The following is a 16,920-nucleotide window of genomic DNA, read 5'->3' on the forward strand; positions in this document are numbered from 1 at the left end:
AGTCCACACAAGCTGCTTCCGGAGGGCGCCAGCATGGCTAGGAAGCGGCCGGCGGGCAGCACGGCAGCCCTCAGCGCCGAAGTCACCTTCCGGGCTGGCTGCGGGCACTCGTGGCGTCTGGCCAGCAGCGCGCCCGACCTTGCGTACACGGCGCTGGAGTTCCCGGCGTGTGTCACCTGTCCGCACCGGGTCGACTCTGATGGTGGTGGCTCCTTCTGTACCTTGCGCCCCGAGCACGGCCAGCACCCTTTCGCTGTGCTGGCGGGTCTGGACCTGCCCGACTGAGCGCCCGCACTCCGGAGCAGACAAACGCTCCGGCAAGGGATTTCCCTCTTCCACTCGCCCAGAAGGACTGGCAAAAATCCGCCAGTTCTTCTGACAACCGCTTTAGAGTGCTGCATGGCCGGACACGCACGCCCGCACCAGCACCCTGATCTTCAATTTCTGCTCGCCTCTCACCCGGGCACCGTCAGCGTCCGGGTGCTGTCGCTGCAGGGTGAGGTGCTCTTCGACCACCAGTCCGAACGCCCTTTCCCGTCGGCCTCACTGATCAAGGTCCCCCTGCTCGTCCGGGCGCTCTGGCACGTGCAGCAGGGTCAGGCGCGGCTCGAAGAACGCCTGACCCTACGCGCCTATGAGCGGGTTCCCGGGTCGGGCGTGCTGTCGCAGCTCGACGCCGGGCTGGCGCTGACCCTGCGCGACGTGCTCACGCTGATGACCGTGGTCAGCGACAACACCGCCACCAACCTGGTCATCGACCGCTTCGGTCTGCACGACGTCAACGTGTTTTTGCGTGAAGCGGGCATGAACAACTCCGAACTGATCGGCCAGCTGCAGCTTCCACCCGGGCGCCAGAACGAACGCCAACGTGCTGGAGAACGCAACCGCACCTCGGCGCATGACATCAGCCGTCTGCTGCTGAGGCTCGTGCGGGGTGAGCTGCTCTCGCCCGCCCTGACAGACCTGGCCCTGGACATCCTGTCGCGTCAGCAGGTGCGCGACATTATCGCCCGCCATGTCCCGCGCGGCGCCGACGGCGAGCTGCTTTACCGGGTGGCAAGCAAGGGCGGTGAGCTGTCCGGAGTGCGGCATGACGCGGGCATCGTCTGGACACCCCGCCCCCTGATTCTGGCCCTGCTGAGTGAAGGCGGGAGCGACCTCCGGGAGCATCCCGACAACCGGGAGGTGGCCCTGCTCGCCCGTCTGGCAGGGCATTTGATTGCAGTGCTGGGGGACATTCCTCCTGAGCCCGCAGGACTAGAGTAAGTGTTGTGGACAGGCTGTCGCGAGGCGCAAAAAAGCGCGTGCTGGCGCATGCTATGCTGCCAACCACACGCGACAGGAATCGTCGCTATCCCTTACGTTGAGGAGAAATATGGAACGAAACGACGCTGTCATGCCGATGGTCTCCATCGTGGTCGCGGCGATCATGTGGGTGCTGTTGCTCTTTATCTTCGCCAAGGATACCCACGTCCCGGCCGTCGAGATCAGCCCGGAACTGAAAGCCAGCGCCGCCAAGGCCTGGCCGACCCTGGGTAAGCAGGTCTACACCCAGACTGAGCCCAGTTGCGCCGGGTGTCACGGTGCCAACGGCGAGAGTGCCGGTGGGGGTCCCGCGCTGGCGGGAGACGAAAAAATCCTGGTCGACCCGAACCTCGTGATCACCAACATCCGCAAGGGACGCGGCATCATGCCTGCCTACCCCAACCTCAGTGACGAGGAAGTGCTGGCCGTCACCAACTACATCCGCAACAGCTGGGGCAACAAGGCCGAGGTGCTCGGTCCCGAAGTGCTCCAGGCCGCCGTCAGCAACATCACCCCGGAAGTGCTGCGTGTCCGCTCGCGCTTCGTGCCCGAGGACATCGGGCTGCCCCAGATTTTCCTGGCCACCTTCGTGATGCTGCTGCTCACCTATGGCATCATCGGCCTTTACTCGGTGTGGGCAGAAGGCGTCGAGCTCAAGCCCGGCATTCACAAGGTCCGCTCGACCCCGATGGCCGTGTTCGCCATGGTCATCGCCCTGGGCAGTACCGTCATCTTCGCGCTGCTCTTCGCCATGCAGATTCTGCGCGGCCTGCAGGGCATTGCCTCTGATCCGCCCGTGCCTCCCACCGTTACCCTGGAAGGCTTCTACTCGGCGATGGCCTTTTTGAGCCTCGCGGCGGTGCTGGGCATCTACAAGAAGTACTTCATGGACGGCGAAGCGCTGATCGAAGACGCCAGCGGCGAGTTTCCCTGGTAATCCCCGATACGGGGACACCTTCCGTCAACACCGCCGTTTTTGCCACGGAGCCACCACATGACGAGATACAGACGAATCGACCCTGAAATTACCCGCCGCAAGTTCGTGAACTGGGCGCTTGGTGTGGCCGCCGGCATCACCGGCCTGAGCTTTGTCACCATCGTGGGCAGTGCCAAGCCGGTCAACCGAGAAACCCCCGACAAACTTCCTCCCGCGGAAGGCGACATTCTGGTGTACGCCGACGGCGCGCAGGTCGGCAAACCCATCGACCCCAAAAACCTGGAGCCGCAGCCCACCCGTGCCTATCCCCAGGCCAAGAGCGGCGACGGACAGCCGCTGGTAAAAAGCGGCGACACCAACAATTTGCTGCTGGTCTCCAAGTTTCCCGAAGCGCAGCTCAAGGAACCGACCGACCTCGAAAGCACCGCGCAAGGCATCGTGGTGTACAGCGCGATCTGTCAGCATCTGGGTTGCCCGGTGAACTGGCGCAACGTAGACCAGACTTACCTGTGTCCCTGCCACTCGGGCGTCTATGACCCCAAGCAGGGCTGTAAGGTCATCGGTGGTCCACCCCCCCGCCCACTGCCACAGCTGCCCATCAAGGTCGAGGGTGACCAGATCATAGCGACCGGAACCTTTTTGATTCCACCGTACGGGATTTCGGAAACCGACTTCGAAGAATACAAAGAGCGTGCAGAGGAGGGGAACAAAGGATGAGTCAATGGCTTGACGAACGCCTGAACATCTCGCGCCTGAACGATAAGTTCCTGCGCAAGGCGTTCCCGGTGCACCATTCGTACTTCCTGGGCGAGATCACGCTGTTCAGCCTGATCGTGCTGCTGCTCACTGGCGCGCTCCTGGCGCTCTTTTACGAGCCGAGCCAGCGTCTGGTCGCCAATCCCCTTGATCCGGGCGGAACCGAAGTGCCCGCCGCCTACGCCTCGGTGCTGAAGATCAACGCGCTGCCTTACGGCGACATGCTCAGGCGCATCCACCACTGGATGGCCAACATCATGATGGGCGCCGCGGTGCTGCACATGATGCGCGTGTACTTCACGGGCTCGTACAAGAAACCCCGCGAAATCAACTGGTGGCTCGGCGTGCTGCTGCTGGTCTTTACGGCCCTCACCGCGCTGACCGGCTACAGCCTGCCCTACGACAACTACGCCTTCACGACCCTCAAGGTCATCGTGGGCATCGCCGGTAGCATCCCCTGGGTCGGTGGCTACATCTCGGAACTCGCCTTCGCGGGCGTGTTCCCCGGTGAGGGCCTGATTCCGCGCATGTACGGCTACCACATCATGCTGCTGCCTGCCGTGCTGCTGGGACTCACCGCCGCGCACATGTTGATCATGATCAAGCAGAAGCACACGCAGCCCGGCTACGCCAAGCGCCTCGCTTACAAGAAAATCGTGGGTGTGCCGCTGCTGACGCAGCAAAGCTACCTGATGGTCATGCTGGGCGTGCTGCTGATCGGCATCGTGATGCTCTTCAGCGCCTTTATCCCGGTGCACCCCGTCGAACACTACGGCCCCCCCAGCAACCAGACGCCGTCCATCAAGCCCGACTGGTACTTCCTGTGGATCTTCGGCATCCTGGCGATCCTGCCCAGCACCCTCGAGTTCCATGTGCTCGGTGGCACGTTCAACAGCGAGTTTCTGGGCGGTGTGGTGGGCGCCGGCCTCATCGTGATGCTGTTCCTGGCAGTGCCCTTGCTTGACCGCAGCGCGGGCAAGGAGATGCACTATTACTCCGAGAACCCCACGGACCATCCGGTGCGCCTGGCCGCCGGCGTGGCCATGCTGGCCCTGCTGATCGTCTGGTCGGTGGCCGGGTACAAACCCGAAATCGTGGGCGCGGGCCTGCTGACCAACGAGAACGCCAACCCGTTCTTCTGGATCGCGTCACTGATCATCCCGGCGCTCAGCTACTTCGCGACCCTGGGCATCGTGCGGGGCATCCGCGCCCTGCGCACTGCCGACGAACGCGATCAGCAGCGCGCTTCGGCTGCCGACGACTGAAGACCTTTTACCGTTTCTACAGAGCGGGTGAGCCTGTGGCCCACCCGGTCTTCATTGGCGCTAGCATCAAAGCGTGCCCTGGTTCAGGACCAAACTCTCCCGGTTTATGCTGCTCGCAAGTCTTTTGCTGAGCGGCACGTTGACGGGCTGCCGGACCCTCACACCCAGTCCTTCGGGCTTTTCCGGCTACGTGGCCCTGGGCGACTCGCTCACGGCCGGTATGCAGTCGGTCGGCCTGACAGCGCAGAACCAGCGTGACTCGTTTCCGCTGGTTCTCTCCCGCCTGGCGGGCAGCCCCATTCACGCGCCCGAAAGCCTGCCGCCGGGGTGCCCTCCCCCATTCGCGCAGGGCATCACCATCACAACCTGTGTGCGCGCCAATCCGCTCACACCGGCCAGCAATTTTGGTGTTCCCGGCGCCTCCCTGTACGACGTGGGCCACACCAGCTACCAGACGGCTCCTGACCTTTACAAACCCCTGTACGGCCTGATCCTCGGCCCCGAGGACACCCAGCTCAGCGCTGCGCTGCGGGCCAGACCACGCTTCATCACCTTATGGGCCGGTTCCAACGACGTCCTGGGCGTAACGCTGCGAGGACGACCCGAACGCGCCACGACCCCCGCCAACTTCGAAAAGTGGTACGGTGAGCTGCTCGACAATCTCGCACCCACCGGAGCCCGAATCGTGCTGATCGAGGTGCCGGACATCACCACGGCCCCATCGCTGATTCCCGGTTCCCGGCTGCACGTGTTGGGACTGGGCGGCGCTGACTGCGAACGCAGTCCCAACAGGGTGTCGTTCACGGTGCTGTACGACCGCCGAATTGCCAAGCCGGTGTCATGCACGGCGCCCTACGCGCTCACTCCGGTAGAACGGGAAGCCGCGCAGAACACTGTCAACGCCTACAACACCAGCATCCGAGCCTTGGGAAAGGCACGAGGCTACCCGGTGTTCAACGCCACCGAGTTGCTGCGCGAGGTCACGCCGTTCGAGTACGATCCCAAGGCCCCGATGCCCTTCGGAGTGGATTTCTCCAATGACGGAGTTCATCCGTCCAGTCTGGGTCAGGCCCGCATCGCGCGGGGTCTGGCCGAGTTCATCAACAAGCAGTTCGGCACGACGATCGAGTTGCCCGAACGCCTGCCCAACGTGGCGCTCGCCGAAGCAGGCAAGGAGTTATCACCCTGAACTCAGGGGGATGTGAAGGAGACCCGCTAGCCTGCAGGGCATGAAACGCCTCGCCCTGTTTTCCCTGACCTGTCTGGTGACGGGCGGGGCCGCCCCTGTCGCTCAGAATCAGCCTGCCGGGGCACCTCCCGCAGCGGAACCGGCACGCTACGTATCGCTGGGCGACTCGCTTACGGCGGGCTACCAGTCGGCAGGGCTGCGGGCTGACGGGCAGCGCCGCGCCTACCCGGTCGTACTGGCCCAGTCGTTGGGCCTTTCGTTTTCGCCCCCTCTTGGCCAGGACCCTGGTTGCCCACCTCCGCTGGGTGCCCGAGTCAGCGCGACGTCATGCCAGCGCCAAAACCCCGGGGCAAGCGTAACGAATTTCGCGGTACCGGAGGCCCGGGTCGAAGACCTCGCGCGGGCGAGTGCCCGCACCGTTCCGTCCAACGCCCGCGCGCTGTACCAATTGATTGTGGGCGAGGAAGATACCCAGGTGAGCGCCGCACTGAAAGCGCGCCCTCAGCTGGTCACCTTATGGGTCGGGGCCAACAACGTACTGGGTGCGGCGCTGAACGGCAATCCCGGCGCGGCCACCACGCCTCAGGCGTTTGAGCAGGCGTACGGGTCGCTGCTCAGCGCCCTGCGGCCCTCGGGTGCCAAACTGGTGCTGCTGACCGTGCCCGACGTGACGGCCGTTCCAGCCTTGGTGCCGGGCACGCAGCTGGCCGCCTTCGGGCTGGGTGACGCAAGTTGCCGGGGCAGCACCAGCCGCATCTCCATCACGCGTCTGTTCACGGGAAGCCTGCCACTCTCCTGCACCACCCCGGAGGCCCTCACAGCCTCCGAAACGCGTAGCTTGCAAGGCACCATCGCTGCCTACAACGACAGTATCCGCCGCCTGGCTGCACGCGAGGGCGCTGAAGTCTTCGAGGTCAGCACGGTGCAGCTGGCTCAAGATGCCACCTACGATCCGGGCAGCGGCGCGCCCTTCGGCCCGGATTATTCGCTGGACGGCATTCACCCGTCGAGCGCCGCCCATGAACGCCTGGCGCGGGCACTCGCGGCGTTCGTGCGATCGCGCTTCGGCAGCGACCTGCGAAGTGCAGCGGGCACACAACCTTGATATTCTTCCCGTATGCCCGACCCGCTCGACCGGTTTCTGGCGCGTCAGGCCCGCGCGCTTGGCCTTTCAGCGGACACGGTGAACGAGTCGGACGCAGACACCCTCCGGGACTTTTGCAACGTGGTGCTGCGTGAACTGGGCGCCCGCGGGCTGCTGGAGGAACACGCCGAGCCCGGATGCTTTGCCTCTGCCCGCGAAACGGGCAATTAGCGCTCCGTCAAAGCAGGGCGGAAATAGCGGGGCCTTTATCATGATTCGTTCGGCGTGCTCAGCGGGCAGCAGTCATTTCAGTGCAGCGAGGTTTTCATGGCAGGTCACAGCAAATGGTCTCAAATCAAACGCAAGAAGGGCGCCAACGACCGCAAGCGCTCCGCCACCATCAGCAAGCACATTCGCGCCATCATGGCCGCAGTGCGCAGCGGAGGAAGCGGCGATCCGGCCGGAAACCTGTCCCTCAAGAACGCGATTGCCGCCGCCAAGACCGACACGGTGCCTGCTGACAACATCGAGAACGCCATCAAACGTGCGCTTGGTGAAGGCGAAGGCACGGCGGTCTACAAGGAAGCTACCTATGAAGGCTACGGTCCCGGCGGTACGGCCATCCTGATCGAGGCGCTGACCGACAATGTCAACCGTACCGTAGGCGAGATCCGCTCGGTGTTCAACAAACGCGGTGGCAGCATGGGCAACAGCGGCTCGGTCGCCTGGCAGTTCGAGAGCAAGGGCGTGATCGTGCTGCAGGAAGTCGACGAGGCGGCCCAGGAGGCGGCCATCGAACTGGGCGCCGAGGACCTTCAGGAAGGCGAGGACGGCCTCGAGATCAGCACGGCCAGCAGTGACCTGTACGCCGTTTCTGAAGGGCTGGTCGAGCGCGGTTTCACGGTGGTCTCGGCGCAGCTGGCCATGTTGCCCAGCAACACCGTCGAAGTGTCGGGGGCGGACGCTGACAAGGTGATGACGCTGCTCGAAGCACTCGAGGACCTCGACGACGTGCAGAACGTGTACTCGAACGCCGACCTGAGCGCTGTCGAAGCCTGAACGCCTGCCCAAGGGCGAGCCAGCCTCACCGCGCTCTTCTCGGGCGCGGTTTTCTGTTGCTTTCGCTGAACGCGGCAGTCGGGCGCTTGTGACTTAACTTCCCCCACCGCCCTGCGCCACGTGGCATCCTGAGCTATTCATGTACCTTCAGTCTGTTCGTTTTGATCATTCCCCGAAGCTGCATTCCATGCGAACGGACACCCCGTTTTGCGTGGATACGCGCGTCGTGGTGCACAGCCGCCGCGGTCCGGAGATTGCCCGGGTCCGTACCGAAGCCGAACTTTCTCCGGGTGCGCAGCAGGTGGGCACCATCGTGCGTCAGGCCACCTCTGAAGATCTGGAGCGCTGGGAGGAACTCGGCCGCGAAGCCGAGGACCTCAAATGGATGCTGCGCGCCCGTGCCCGTTCGCGTGGCCTGCACGTAAAGATTGTCCTTTGCGAGTTCACGCTGGACGGCGCGCTGCTCAGCGTCAGCTACAGTGCCGACGAGCGCATCGAGCTTGGCAGCCTCGTGCAGGATCTGAGGGGATCCACCAAAGCCAAAATCAACTTCACGGCAGTCGGACCCCGCGAGCAGGCCATGACCCTCGGCGCGCTGGGCAGTTGTGGACGCGAAAACTGCTCCAGCACGCATTTGCAGGACTTTGCCCCCGTCTCGATCCGCATGGCGCGCGACCAGCAACTTCCGCTCAACCCCGAAAAGCTGTCCGGACCTTGTGGGCGGCTGCTGTGCTGCCTGCAATACGAGCACAGCATGTACCAGGAACTCCTCAAGGGGCTGCCACGCAAGAACGCCAAAGTGTGTCACACCGAAAGCGGTGCCTGCGGCAAGGTCGTGAAGCTCAATCCCCTGCAGGGCACCGTGGACCTCTACACCGACGCAGGCCTGATGGCCGGCATTCGCCCGGATGAAATCACCCCGCTCAAGGGAGACCGTCAGGGGTAAGGGCCAGTCGACGCCAGACGTTGCATCTTGCTGGAGCCTTTGCTAGAATTCGCGGGCAATCGAAGTGTACCCTTCGTGCGCAGCGTGGGTCCTTAGCTCAGCCTGGTAGAGCGTCGGTCTCCAAAACCGCAGGTCGTAGGTTCGAATCCTTCAGGGCCCGCCACGTAGAAACCCCGTTCCAGAACGGGGTTTCTTCCTTTTACAGCGAGGCGCGATTCTGCCTTTTTTGGCAACCGCGTGTAGTAGCGGTGTAATAGCCTCAATTGAGGGACACCGCCGGGGCGGGTGGAACGACCGGGGCTTGCTCGAAGAGGTCCACCACCGCCGCGCGCCGTTCGTTGTCCAGCACCTGCCGATAAACATCGAGGGTGATACTGACCCGTGCGTGCCCCAGCACCTTCGACACCACTTCAACCGGCATTCCGCGCCGCAGGGCCAACGTGGCGTAGGTATGACGCAAATCGTGGGGCGAGGGGCGAGATACCCGGCAGACTCTCCCCGGCCATCACGACGCTCTCCAGCTGGGCGAGCGCCTCACGGGTAGCCATCTTCGTCACGCCACCCGCCCGCTTCTTGAATCGCGCGGGGTCGGACCATTCCAGCAGGCTCGAAAGCGCACGCTTCAGGTTGTCCGGGTGTGTCTGGTCGCCCAGGGCGGTCGCGAAGACCGCGCCGGTATTCTCCCATTCCTTGCCCACCAGGAGACGCTCAGCCTCTTGCACCCACGGTGAGCCCGCAGCACGGCCACCAGGCTGGTGGGCAGGTGAATATCCCGCCGTGAGTTCGCCGTCTTGGGATCATTCGTCTCAAAGCCTTCAACGCCCATCACGCGGGCCTGCCGGACCTTGAGCACTCCACCGTCGAGGTCGAGATCAGCCCAGGTCAGGCCCATGACCTCGCCGCGCCTCAGGCCGATGCTCATTGCTGTGAACAGGGCGGGCCACAAGCGGCACAACCCCGCCGAATGAAGTGCCCAACCGACGGCGTGCAGACGGGCGGCCTGTTCGAAGTCCAGCGCAGTCCCGGCTGATTCCGAACGGGGCGCCCGCACCCGCCTGACCCCTTCCATATGGTTGGCATAGATGATCCGGTCACTGACCGCTTCACGGAACAGCGAGCGGAGCCGCGTGAGCACGTGGGGCTGGGGGTCCGCGCGGACATCGGGCCACCGCGCCGCATGGTGCGCCGCGAAAGCGTCACCATCAAATCCTTGAGGTGTTTCGGGCGCACGTCCTGAAGCCGCATCTTCCCGATGTGCTCCAGGGCATAGGCCAGCTCTTCCCCGTACCGCTTGGCCGTCCGGGGACGCACCTCGACCTGCCGCCTGAGCCAGCGTTCAGCGTACTCGGCCACCGTAACTTTGTCAGGGGCGCCGATCAGCTTGCGGGAATGGTCCGCCAGCACCTTGGTCATGGCGTCATGGGCTGCCGTCTGGCCCGACGAGGTGCCTGAACGGGTGATGCGGCTGCCATCCGCGCGATACCCGAGCGTCACCTGCCAGCGCCAGACGCCCTTACGAACCTCCCATACGGTCCCCTGGCTGTTGCCGCGCTCCTTGGGGACTTGCGCCCCGGCTTCTCAGCCCCACCCTTCGCCTTTGCACACGCGTTGCACAAGGGTAAGGTTCTCTGCCAGAGCTCGATGTACGCTGAGCCGGTCAAGGTTGGGCGTGCTGGGTGGTGAATGCGGTGAATGAGAGGGGTGGGAGTTGCACGGTCAGTGCCCGCCCTTCCAACTGCGGCAGGGTGATCTCGTGGGCGATGACATTGTCAGGCTTTTCGAAGGAGTTGCTGGCGAACGGGTCGTTCCCGCTCATCTGCCAGCCTCGCGTGAGGCTCTGGGGTCCCTCGTCCTCCCAGCACACCTGCACGGTCAGCGGTTCAGTTTGTGAGCGGTTGACCAGGAAGACCGCGCCCTGCCCGTTCTGAGGATCGAAGCTGGCGGACACGTCGAGCTGCGGCACGGCACCATAGCGTTTGGTGTCGCGAAGTGGGGAGCGAACGAGCGGGTCGAGGGCGTAGCCGCTGGCGGTGTTGCTGAAGATGGTGAGTGGGTAGAAGATGGTCTGTTTGAACATCGCGTCTTTCCGAGTCATGATCGGCGCGATGACGTTGACGATCTGCGCGATGCAGGCGATCTTGACGACGTCGGACTTGTTCAGAAAGGTGTTGAGCCACGTGGCGACTACCAAGGCGTCCTCGAGGTTGTACTCCTCCTCGAGGATGTGCGGCGCCTCGGACCACTCGCCGTCGCCACCCTTGGCGCGGTACCAGACGTTCCATTCGTCCCAGCACAGGTAGACGTCGCGTTTGGACCGGTTCTTGGCTTTGGCGAGGCGGATGGCGGCGGCGAGGGTGTCGGCGTGCTCCACGAAGTGCAGACTGCTGGCCAGGTAGGAGTCGGTGTCGAGCGGCAGTCCCTCGTTGTTGGAAATGGTCGGGTAGGGGTTGGCGGCGTAGTGGTGCATTGAAAAGTAGTCGATGTGGCCGTAGGTGCGGTCGAGGACGGTCATGTCCCACTCGGGGTAGGACGCCATCGCGGTGGCGGAGGAGCCGCAGGCGATGGTTTTGATGGTGGGGTCGGTCCAGCGCATGAGCTTGGCGGCCTGCACGGCCTTGTCGGCGTAGCTCACGGCGTCCATCTGGCCGATTTGCCAGGGGCCGTCCATTTCGTTGCCCAAGCACCAGTACTTCACACCGAAGGGCTCGGCGTGACCGTTTTTCGCGCGCATGTCGCTGTACACCGTGCCAGTGGGGAGGTTCATGTACTCGACGAGGTCGGCGGCATCCTGGATGCTGCCGGTGCCGAGGTTCACGGCCCACATCGGCTCGGTCCCGATCTGGCGGGCAAAGTCCATGAATTCGTGGGGGCCGAACTGATTGGTCTCAATGGAGCGCCAGGCGAGGGCGCGGCGGCGGGGGCGCTGGTCTCTGGGGCCGATGCCGTCGGTCCAGCGGTAACCGGAGACGAAGTTCCCTCCGGGGTAGCGCATGATGCGGTAGTTGGTTTCTTTCAGGGCAGCGACGACGTCCTGGCGAATGCCGTTCTCGTCGGCGAGGGGGGAGCCCGGGTCGTAGATGCCTTCGTAGATGCAGCGGCCCATGTGCTCCGCGAAGCCGCCGAAGATCAGGGGGGAGATTTCGCTGATGGTGCGGTGGGTGTTGAGGGAAACCGTCGCGCGTTGGGGATTCATGGTGGGCTTGTCCACGGATGTCCTCGTCAAACTGATGTGATTTTGCTGGCCAGGCGGGTGAGCGCGGGGGTCACCGTGGCGAGCGTTGACAGCTTGATCTCCCCAGCATACGATGTTAACGATCACAGTCAAGTACCACGAGCAAAAACCCCTTCTCAGTCATGGCGTTCACACTAGCGAACAGTGAACTGCCCAGGAGCCGCCAATGCCCAACCCCTGCACGTCACATCCACACTCGCGCGAGGTCTGCCATGGCTGAGCAGTACGCCGTCGGCGTGGACTTCGGCAGCGAATCCGGTCGGGCTGTCGTCGTCCGCCTTTCGGACGGCGCCGCCCTCGGCGAGGCCGTCACTCCCTACGTCCACGCCGTCATGGACCGCGCCCTTCCCTGCGGCACACCCCTTGGCAAGGAATGGGCGCTGCAGCACCCGCAGGACTACCTTGACGTGTTCCAGCAGGCCGTACCTGCCGCCCTCGCCTCGTCTGGCGTCCATTCTGACGACGTGATCGGCATCGGCATCGACTTCACTGCGTGCACACCGATGCCCACCCTCGCTGACGGCACCCCACTGTGCCTGCTGTCCGAACACGCTTCCAACCCTCACGCCTGGATCAAGCTCTGGAAACACCACGCTGCACAACCCCAGGCCGACCGCATCAACGCTGTCGCCCTGGCTCGCGGCGAGCCCTGGCTCGCGCGCTACGGCGGCAAGCAGTCCAGCGAGTGGTTCTTCGCCAAGGCCCTGCAGATCCTCGAGGAGGACCCGAAACTTTACGCCGCCACCGAACGCTTCATCGAAGCCGCCGACTGGGTCGTGTGGCAACTCACCGGCGTCGAGACCCGCAGCGCGTGCACCGCCGGCTACAAAGCCATCCACCAGGACGGCCGTTTCCCGGACGCCAGCTTCTTCGCGGCGCTCCATCCGGACTTCGCGGATGTCGTGCAGACCCGCATGAAGACCGACCTCGCGCCGCTCGGCGGCAAAGCCGGCGAACTGTCGGAGCAGGCGGCCGCCTGGACGGGGCTCAATCCCGGCACGGCCGTCGCAGTTGCAAACGTCGACGCGCACGTCACCCTGCCCGCTGCTGGCGTCACGCAGCCCGGCCGTCTGGTCGCCATCATGGGCACCTCCACCTGCCACGTGCTGCTCGGCGACGAGCTACGAGAAGTGCCCGGCATGTGCGGCGTCGTGCCCGACGGTGTCGTTCCCGGCCTGTACGGTTACGAAGCCGGACAGAGCGGCGTGGGAGACATCTTCGCGTGGTTCGTGAAGCACGGCGTGCCCCCGGAGTACCACCGTCAAGCCGAACGGGAAGGCGTCAGCGTCCACGACGTCCTTGAACGCGAAGCGGCACTGCAGGCCCCAGGTGAGCACGGCCTTGTCGCCCTCGACTGGCTGAACGGCAACCGCAGCGTGCTGGTCGATGCGAACCTCAGCGGCGTGATCTTGGGCCTCTCCATCGGGACTCGCGCCCCCGACATCTACCGCGCGCTGATCGAGGCTACCGCTTATGGCACGCGCCTGATCATCGAGACGTTCGAAGCGAGCGGCGTGCCCGTCAATGAAGTCGTCATTGCCGGCGGCCTGAAGAAGAACCGCCTGTTGATGCAGGTCTACGCCGACGTCACCGGCCGTTCCCTCAGCATCCTCGACGTCGAGCAGGGCCCCGCGTTGGGGAGTGCCATGCACGCCGCGGTCGCCGCGGGCGCCTACCCGGACATCTTCGCTGCGGCCGAGCGTATGGGGCAGGTGCGGCGCGACGCCTACCGTCCCGATCCCGCCGCGCGAGCGACGTACGACAAGCTGTACGCCGAGTACCGCACGCTGCACGACTACTTCGGGCGCGGCGCCAACGACGTGATGCACCGCCTCAAGGCGCTGAGGAGACCTGAATGAGCACGCCAGCCACCGGAGATCACCGTTCACTGCTGTATCAAGGCGTCCGTGAGGACCTCACGTACCTGCACGCGGAACTTCCACGCAACGGCCTGGTCACGTGGACCAGCGGCAACATCAGTGCGCGCTGCGGTGAGCACATGATCATCAAACCCAGCGGCGTGACCTTCGAGGACCTCACACCCGAAAGCATGGTCGTCACCGACCTCGACGCGCGCGTCATTGAGGGCCGCTACAGTCCCTCGTCGGACACCGCGACGCACGCGTACATCTACCGTCACCTGCCCCACGTGGGCGGCATCGTTCACACCCACAGCCCTTACGCCACCGCCTGGGCCGCGAACGCCCGCGACATTCCCTGTGTCCTGACCGCCATGGCGGACGAGTTCGGCGGCCCGATTCCCTGCGGTGACTTCGCACTGATCGGCGGTGAGGAGATCGGCGCGGAAGTCGTGCGTGTCCTGCATGGCCACCGCTCGCCCGCCATCATCCTCCAGAACCACGGGGTGTTCACCATCGGCTCCACGCCACGCGCCGCTCTCAAGGCCGCCGTGATGTGTGAGGACGTCGCGCGCACCGTGTTCCTGGCCTACCAGCTCGGCAACGTCCAGAGCCTCGCGCAGGAACACATCGACAAGCTCTACGACCGGTACCAAGGTGTCTACGGGCAGCGGTCCGACACTGCCACGGACGGGAAAGGAACAGCATGACCACCCTCATCCCCCAAACCGAGCCCGCCCCTCAGACTGCGCGCCCCGCGAACCTCGCTCCTGCCGAGGTGTGGTTCGTGTGCGGCTCACAGCACCTCTACGGCCCTGAAGCGCTCGAGCAGGTCGCCGAGCATGCCCGCGTCATCGGGCAGGCCCTCAGAGACAGCCCACTCATCCCGCTTGACATCGTGACCAAGGGCGTGCTCACCACCCCCGAGGACATCCGCCGCTTGTGCCGTGAGGCGGACAGCGACCCACGCTGCGCCGGCCTGATCCTCTGGATGCACACCTTCTCCCCATCGAAGATGTGGATCGGCGGGCTCAGCACCCTCAAGAAGCCCTTCGCGCACCTGCACACCCAGTTCGACCGCGAACTGCCGTGGGCGACGCTCGACATGGACTACATGAACCTCAACCAGTCCGCGCACGGCGACCGCGAAGCCGGCTTCCTGCACACGAGGCTACGCCTCGAACGCAAGGTGGTCGTCGGGCACTGGTCGGACCCGGAGGTCCAGGCGCGACTCGGCACCTGGGCGCGCGCTGCGTGGGCCTGGCATGACCTTCAGGGCGCCAACTTCGCCCGGTTCGGTGACAACATGCGTGACGTCGCCGTCACCGAGGGTGACAAGGTCTCCGCGGAGATGCGCTTCGGCTTCGCCGTGAATGCCTTCCCAGTCGGGGATCTCGCCGCGCGGGTGAACGCCGTGACCGAGGCGCAGATCGACGCGCTCATCGATACGTACCTCCGCGAGTACGCCGTCACGCCCGAACTGCAGCCGGACGGAGCGCAGCACGCCTCACTGCGAGATGCAGCGCGCATCGAGGCGGGCCTGCGCGGCTTTCTGGAGGATGGCGGGTTCAAGGGCTTCACCGACAACTTCCAGGATCTGCACGGCCTCAAGCAACTGCCCGGCATCGCCACGCAGCGCCTGATGGCCGAGGGATACGGCTTCGGCGGCGAGGGCGACTGGAAGACTGCGGCGCTCGTCCGCGCGATGAAGGTCATGGCGTACGGCCTGCCGGGCGGCACGTCCTTCATGGAGGACTACACCTACCACCTCGAGCCCGGCAATCATCAGGTGCTCGGCGCGCACATGCTCGAAGTCTGCCCGACCATCGCTGCAGGCACTCCTCGTGTCGAGGTGCATCCGCTGGGTATCGGCGGCAAGGAAGACCCGGTGCGGCTGGTCTTTGACGCGCAACACGGACCCGCCGTCAACGCGTCGCTGGTGGATCTCGGCAACCGCTTCCGGCTGATCGTGAACGAAGTGACTGCCATGCCGCACCCGGACCTACCCAAGCTGCCCGTCGCGCGCGCCGTGTGGGAAACAAAACCAGACTTCAAGACGGCCAGCGCCGCGTGGATTCACGCGGGTGGCGCGCACCACACTGGGTACAGCTCTGCCCTCACCACCGAACACCTCGAGGATTTCGCCGTGATTGCAGGGGTGGAACTTGCCGTGATCGACTCGGGCACCATCTTGCGCGACTTCCGGCAGAATCTTCGCCTGAGCGACCTGTACTACGTGCTCGCGCAAGGACTGAGGGCCTGACGTGGCGCTCCTCGTGCGTCCCGCTTCCCGGCTCGCTATGGGACTGTTCACCCTGGGCTCTCTCGCGCTTGGCGGTGGCGATCGCCCCTCCCAGTCCATCCTGCGCGGTCACCTCGTGATTCACGACCCAAGCGTCGCGCGTGTCGGGCAGCACTACGTGGCGTTCTGGACGGGGGACGAGCACGTTGGCGACGGCGCCCCGAGAATCAAGACGTCACGCGACGGCCGTACCTGGACCGACGCCGGCACCCTCCAGGGTGACCGTCCGCGCTGGATCGCGCAGCACTTGGACACCTACCCGCCCAACTTATGGGCCCCGCACGTCTTCGAGCGTCAAGGCACCTACTACCTCTACTACTCCGCGTCGCTGTTCGGGAAGAACACCAGCGCCATCGGCTTGGCCGTCAACCGCCACTTTGATCCGCGCAATCCGGGCGCGAACTGGGAAGACAAGGGCTTGGTCGTCGCCAGCCGCGAGGGGGATAACTTCAACGCCATCGACGCGGCACGCCTCGACACGCCGGACGGTCGCGCGTGGCTGGCGTTCGGCTCCTTCTGGGATGGCATCAAGATGCGCGAGCTCGACCCAGTGAGCGGAAAGCTCAAGAGCAGCAACCCGACGCTGTACTCCCTTGCCTCACGCGGCGGGGGCCCGATCGAGGCACCGTCGCTCCTGCGGCGCGGGGGGTACTACTACCTGTTCACGTCGTTCGACAAGTGCTGCAGCGGCCTGTTCAGCACGTACCGCATCATGGTCGGCCGTTCCAAGAGCGTCACGGGGCCGTATGTGGACAAACGCGGCACACCGCTCCTGGCGGGTGGCGGCACGGAACTCCAGGCAATGAAGGGCCGCTTCATCGGCCCCGGCGGGCAGGAAGTGTACCGTGACGGTGACCGTGACATGCTCGCCTATCACTACTACGACGGGGACGACGCTGGAGTCCCCAAACTCCAGGTGTCGACCATCCGCTGGAGCGCCGACGGCTGGCCCAGCCTGGACCCACTCCCCAACGGAGGTGAGTGAC

17 protein-coding genes, 1 tRNA gene and 1 pseudogene are annotated in these 16,920 nt (G+C 64.8%); 15 read left to right on the plus strand and 4 right to left on the minus strand.

Going from position 1 to position 16,920, the window contains the following annotated elements; genetic code table 11:
- The first annotated feature begins 33 nt into the window (after positions 1–33).
- The 11 genes from DEIPE_RS03665 to DEIPE_RS03715 all read left to right on the plus strand — a co-directional run bounded on the left by DEIPE_RS03665 (position 34) and on the right by DEIPE_RS03715 (position 8,704).
- Positions 34–285, plus strand: coding sequence for a hypothetical protein (locus DEIPE_RS03665; RefSeq protein WP_015234637.1), 252 nt, complete (start codon positions 34–36; stop codon positions 283–285).
- Between the two features lie 114 nt (positions 286–399).
- Entirely contained in the window at positions 400–1,266 is an 867-nt protein-coding gene (locus DEIPE_RS03670; protein ID WP_015234638.1) for a serine hydrolase, read from the plus strand.
- A gap of 109 nt (positions 1,267–1,375) precedes the next feature.
- Entirely contained in the window at positions 1,376–2,242 is an 867-nt protein-coding gene (locus tag DEIPE_RS03675) for a c-type cytochrome (protein WP_015234639.1), read from the plus strand.
- A 57-nt stretch (positions 2,243–2,299) separates the two neighbouring features.
- Entirely contained in the window at positions 2,300–2,959 is a 660-nt protein-coding gene (locus DEIPE_RS03680) for a Rieske (2Fe-2S) protein (RefSeq protein ID WP_015234640.1), read from the plus strand.
- The gene (locus DEIPE_RS03685) at positions 2,956–4,263 is read left to right on the plus strand and encodes a cytochrome b (protein ID WP_015234641.1); all 1,308 of its coding nucleotides are present in this window, start codon (positions 2,956–2,958) and stop codon (positions 4,261–4,263) included. Before DEIPE_RS03680 ends, DEIPE_RS03685 begins: the two co-directional genes overlap by 4 nt.
- A gap of 106 nt (positions 4,264–4,369) precedes the next feature.
- Complete coding sequence (locus tag DEIPE_RS03690; RefSeq protein WP_015234642.1) at positions 4,370–5,452, plus strand: SGNH/GDSL hydrolase family protein; 1,083 nt, start codon at positions 4,370–4,372, stop codon at positions 5,450–5,452.
- A gap of 40 nt (positions 5,453–5,492) precedes the next feature.
- Positions 5,493–6,557, plus strand: coding sequence for an SGNH/GDSL hydrolase family protein (locus DEIPE_RS03695; protein WP_015234643.1), 1,065 nt, complete (start codon positions 5,493–5,495; stop codon positions 6,555–6,557).
- Positions 6,558–6,569: 12 nt separating this feature from the next.
- Complete coding sequence (locus tag DEIPE_RS03700; protein ID WP_015234644.1) at positions 6,570–6,767, plus strand: hypothetical protein; 198 nt, start codon at positions 6,570–6,572, stop codon at positions 6,765–6,767.
- A gap of 96 nt (positions 6,768–6,863) precedes the next feature.
- Entirely contained in the window at positions 6,864–7,595 is a 732-nt protein-coding gene (locus tag DEIPE_RS03705) for a YebC/PmpR family DNA-binding transcriptional regulator (protein WP_015234645.1), read from the plus strand.
- A 139-nt stretch (positions 7,596–7,734) separates the two neighbouring features.
- Positions 7,735–8,541 (plus strand): PSP1 domain-containing protein, encoded by an 807-nt coding sequence (locus DEIPE_RS03710; RefSeq protein ID WP_015234646.1) that lies wholly within the window; start codon positions 7,735–7,737, stop codon positions 8,539–8,541.
- 86 nt (positions 8,542–8,627) lie between these two features.
- A tRNA-Trp gene (locus DEIPE_RS03715) sits at positions 8,628–8,704 on the plus strand.
- Between the two features lie 96 nt (positions 8,705–8,800).
- Here DEIPE_RS03715 and DEIPE_RS22915 read toward each other — a convergent pair.
- The 4 genes and pseudogenes from DEIPE_RS22915 to DEIPE_RS03725 form a co-directional block, all read right to left on the minus strand.
- Positions 8,801–9,001: a tyrosine-type recombinase/integrase gene (locus DEIPE_RS22915; RefSeq protein ID WP_083865720.1), complete on the minus strand. Its 201-nt coding sequence runs from the start codon at positions 8,999–9,001 to the stop codon at positions 8,801–8,803.
- Between the two features lie 162 nt (positions 9,002–9,163).
- Positions 9,164–9,676 (minus strand): site-specific integrase, encoded by a 513-nt coding sequence (locus DEIPE_RS24805; RefSeq protein ID WP_083865722.1) that lies wholly within the window; start codon positions 9,674–9,676, stop codon positions 9,164–9,166.
- Positions 9,677–9,804: 128 nt separating this feature from the next.
- Positions 9,805–9,954 (minus strand): annotated as a pseudogene (locus tag DEIPE_RS25455) (hypothetical protein); the annotation flags it as partial.
- Between the two features lie 244 nt (positions 9,955–10,198).
- Positions 10,199–11,749, minus strand: coding sequence for an alpha-N-arabinofuranosidase (locus DEIPE_RS03725; protein ID WP_245557585.1), 1,551 nt, complete (start codon positions 11,747–11,749; stop codon positions 10,199–10,201).
- Positions 11,750–11,985: 236 nt separating this feature from the next.
- On the opposite strand from DEIPE_RS03725, the gene DEIPE_RS03730 reads away from it, so the two are divergent.
- From DEIPE_RS03730 to DEIPE_RS03745, 4 genes are read left to right on the plus strand one after another with little or no spacing between them, the layout of a single operon-like run.
- Positions 11,986–13,632: a ribulokinase gene (locus DEIPE_RS03730; RefSeq protein ID WP_015234648.1), complete on the plus strand. Its 1,647-nt coding sequence runs from the start codon at positions 11,986–11,988 to the stop codon at positions 13,630–13,632.
- Positions 13,629–14,342 carry an L-ribulose-5-phosphate 4-epimerase gene (locus tag DEIPE_RS03735; protein WP_015234649.1) on the plus strand — a complete coding sequence of 238 codons (714 nt, stop codon included), beginning with the start codon at positions 13,629–13,631 and terminating at the stop codon, positions 14,340–14,342. The genes DEIPE_RS03730 and DEIPE_RS03735 overlap by 4 nt, the downstream gene beginning before the upstream one ends.
- Complete coding sequence (gene araA / locus DEIPE_RS03740) at positions 14,339–15,895, plus strand: L-arabinose isomerase (protein ID WP_015234650.1); 1,557 nt, start codon at positions 14,339–14,341, stop codon at positions 15,893–15,895. Before DEIPE_RS03735 ends, araA begins: the two co-directional genes overlap by 4 nt.
- Position 15,896: 1 nt before the next feature.
- Entirely contained in the window at positions 15,897–16,919 is a 1,023-nt protein-coding gene (locus DEIPE_RS03745; RefSeq protein WP_015234651.1) for an arabinan endo-1,5-alpha-L-arabinosidase, read from the plus strand.
- Position 16,920: the final 1 nt, after the last annotated feature.

Source organism: Deinococcus peraridilitoris DSM 19664 (genome assembly GCF_000317835.1).
GTDB classification, from domain to species: Bacteria; Deinococcota; Deinococci; order Deinococcales; family Deinococcaceae; genus Deinococcus_A; species Deinococcus_A peraridilitoris.

What these genes read in the sequence shown, in the direction of transcription:
- DEIPE_RS03690 (WP_015234642.1), top strand. Translation starts at nt 4,370, where the DNA reads ATGCTGCTCGCAAGTCTTTTGCTGAGCGGCACGTTGACGGGCTGCCGG.
- DEIPE_RS03730 (WP_015234648.1), top strand. Translation starts at nt 11,986, where the DNA reads ATGGCTGAGCAGTACGCCGTCGGCGTGGACTTCGGCAGCGAATCCGGT.
- DEIPE_RS03670 (WP_015234638.1), top strand. Translation starts at nt 400, where the DNA reads ATGGCCGGACACGCACGCCCGCACCAGCACCCTGATCTTCAATTTCTG.
- DEIPE_RS03695 (WP_015234643.1), top strand. Translation starts at nt 5,493, where the DNA reads ATGAAACGCCTCGCCCTGTTTTCCCTGACCTGTCTGGTGACGGGCGGG.
- DEIPE_RS03665 (WP_015234637.1), top strand. Translation starts at nt 34, where the DNA reads ATGGCTAGGAAGCGGCCGGCGGGCAGCACGGCAGCCCTCAGCGCCGAA.
- DEIPE_RS03680 (WP_015234640.1), top strand. Translation starts at nt 2,300, where the DNA reads ATGACGAGATACAGACGAATCGACCCTGAAATTACCCGCCGCAAGTTC.
- DEIPE_RS03705 (WP_015234645.1), top strand. Translation starts at nt 6,864, where the DNA reads ATGGCAGGTCACAGCAAATGGTCTCAAATCAAACGCAAGAAGGGCGCC.
- DEIPE_RS03735 (WP_015234649.1), top strand. Translation starts at nt 13,629, where the DNA reads ATGAGCACGCCAGCCACCGGAGATCACCGTTCACTGCTGTATCAAGGC.
- DEIPE_RS03700 (WP_015234644.1), top strand. Translation starts at nt 6,570, where the DNA reads ATGCCCGACCCGCTCGACCGGTTTCTGGCGCGTCAGGCCCGCGCGCTT.
- araA (WP_015234650.1), top strand. Translation starts at nt 14,339, where the DNA reads ATGACCACCCTCATCCCCCAAACCGAGCCCGCCCCTCAGACTGCGCGC.
- DEIPE_RS03675 (WP_015234639.1), top strand. Translation starts at nt 1,376, where the DNA reads ATGGAACGAAACGACGCTGTCATGCCGATGGTCTCCATCGTGGTCGCG.
- DEIPE_RS03710 (WP_015234646.1), top strand. Translation starts at nt 7,735, where the DNA reads ATGTACCTTCAGTCTGTTCGTTTTGATCATTCCCCGAAGCTGCATTCC.
- DEIPE_RS03685 (WP_015234641.1), top strand. Translation starts at nt 2,956, where the DNA reads ATGAGTCAATGGCTTGACGAACGCCTGAACATCTCGCGCCTGAACGAT.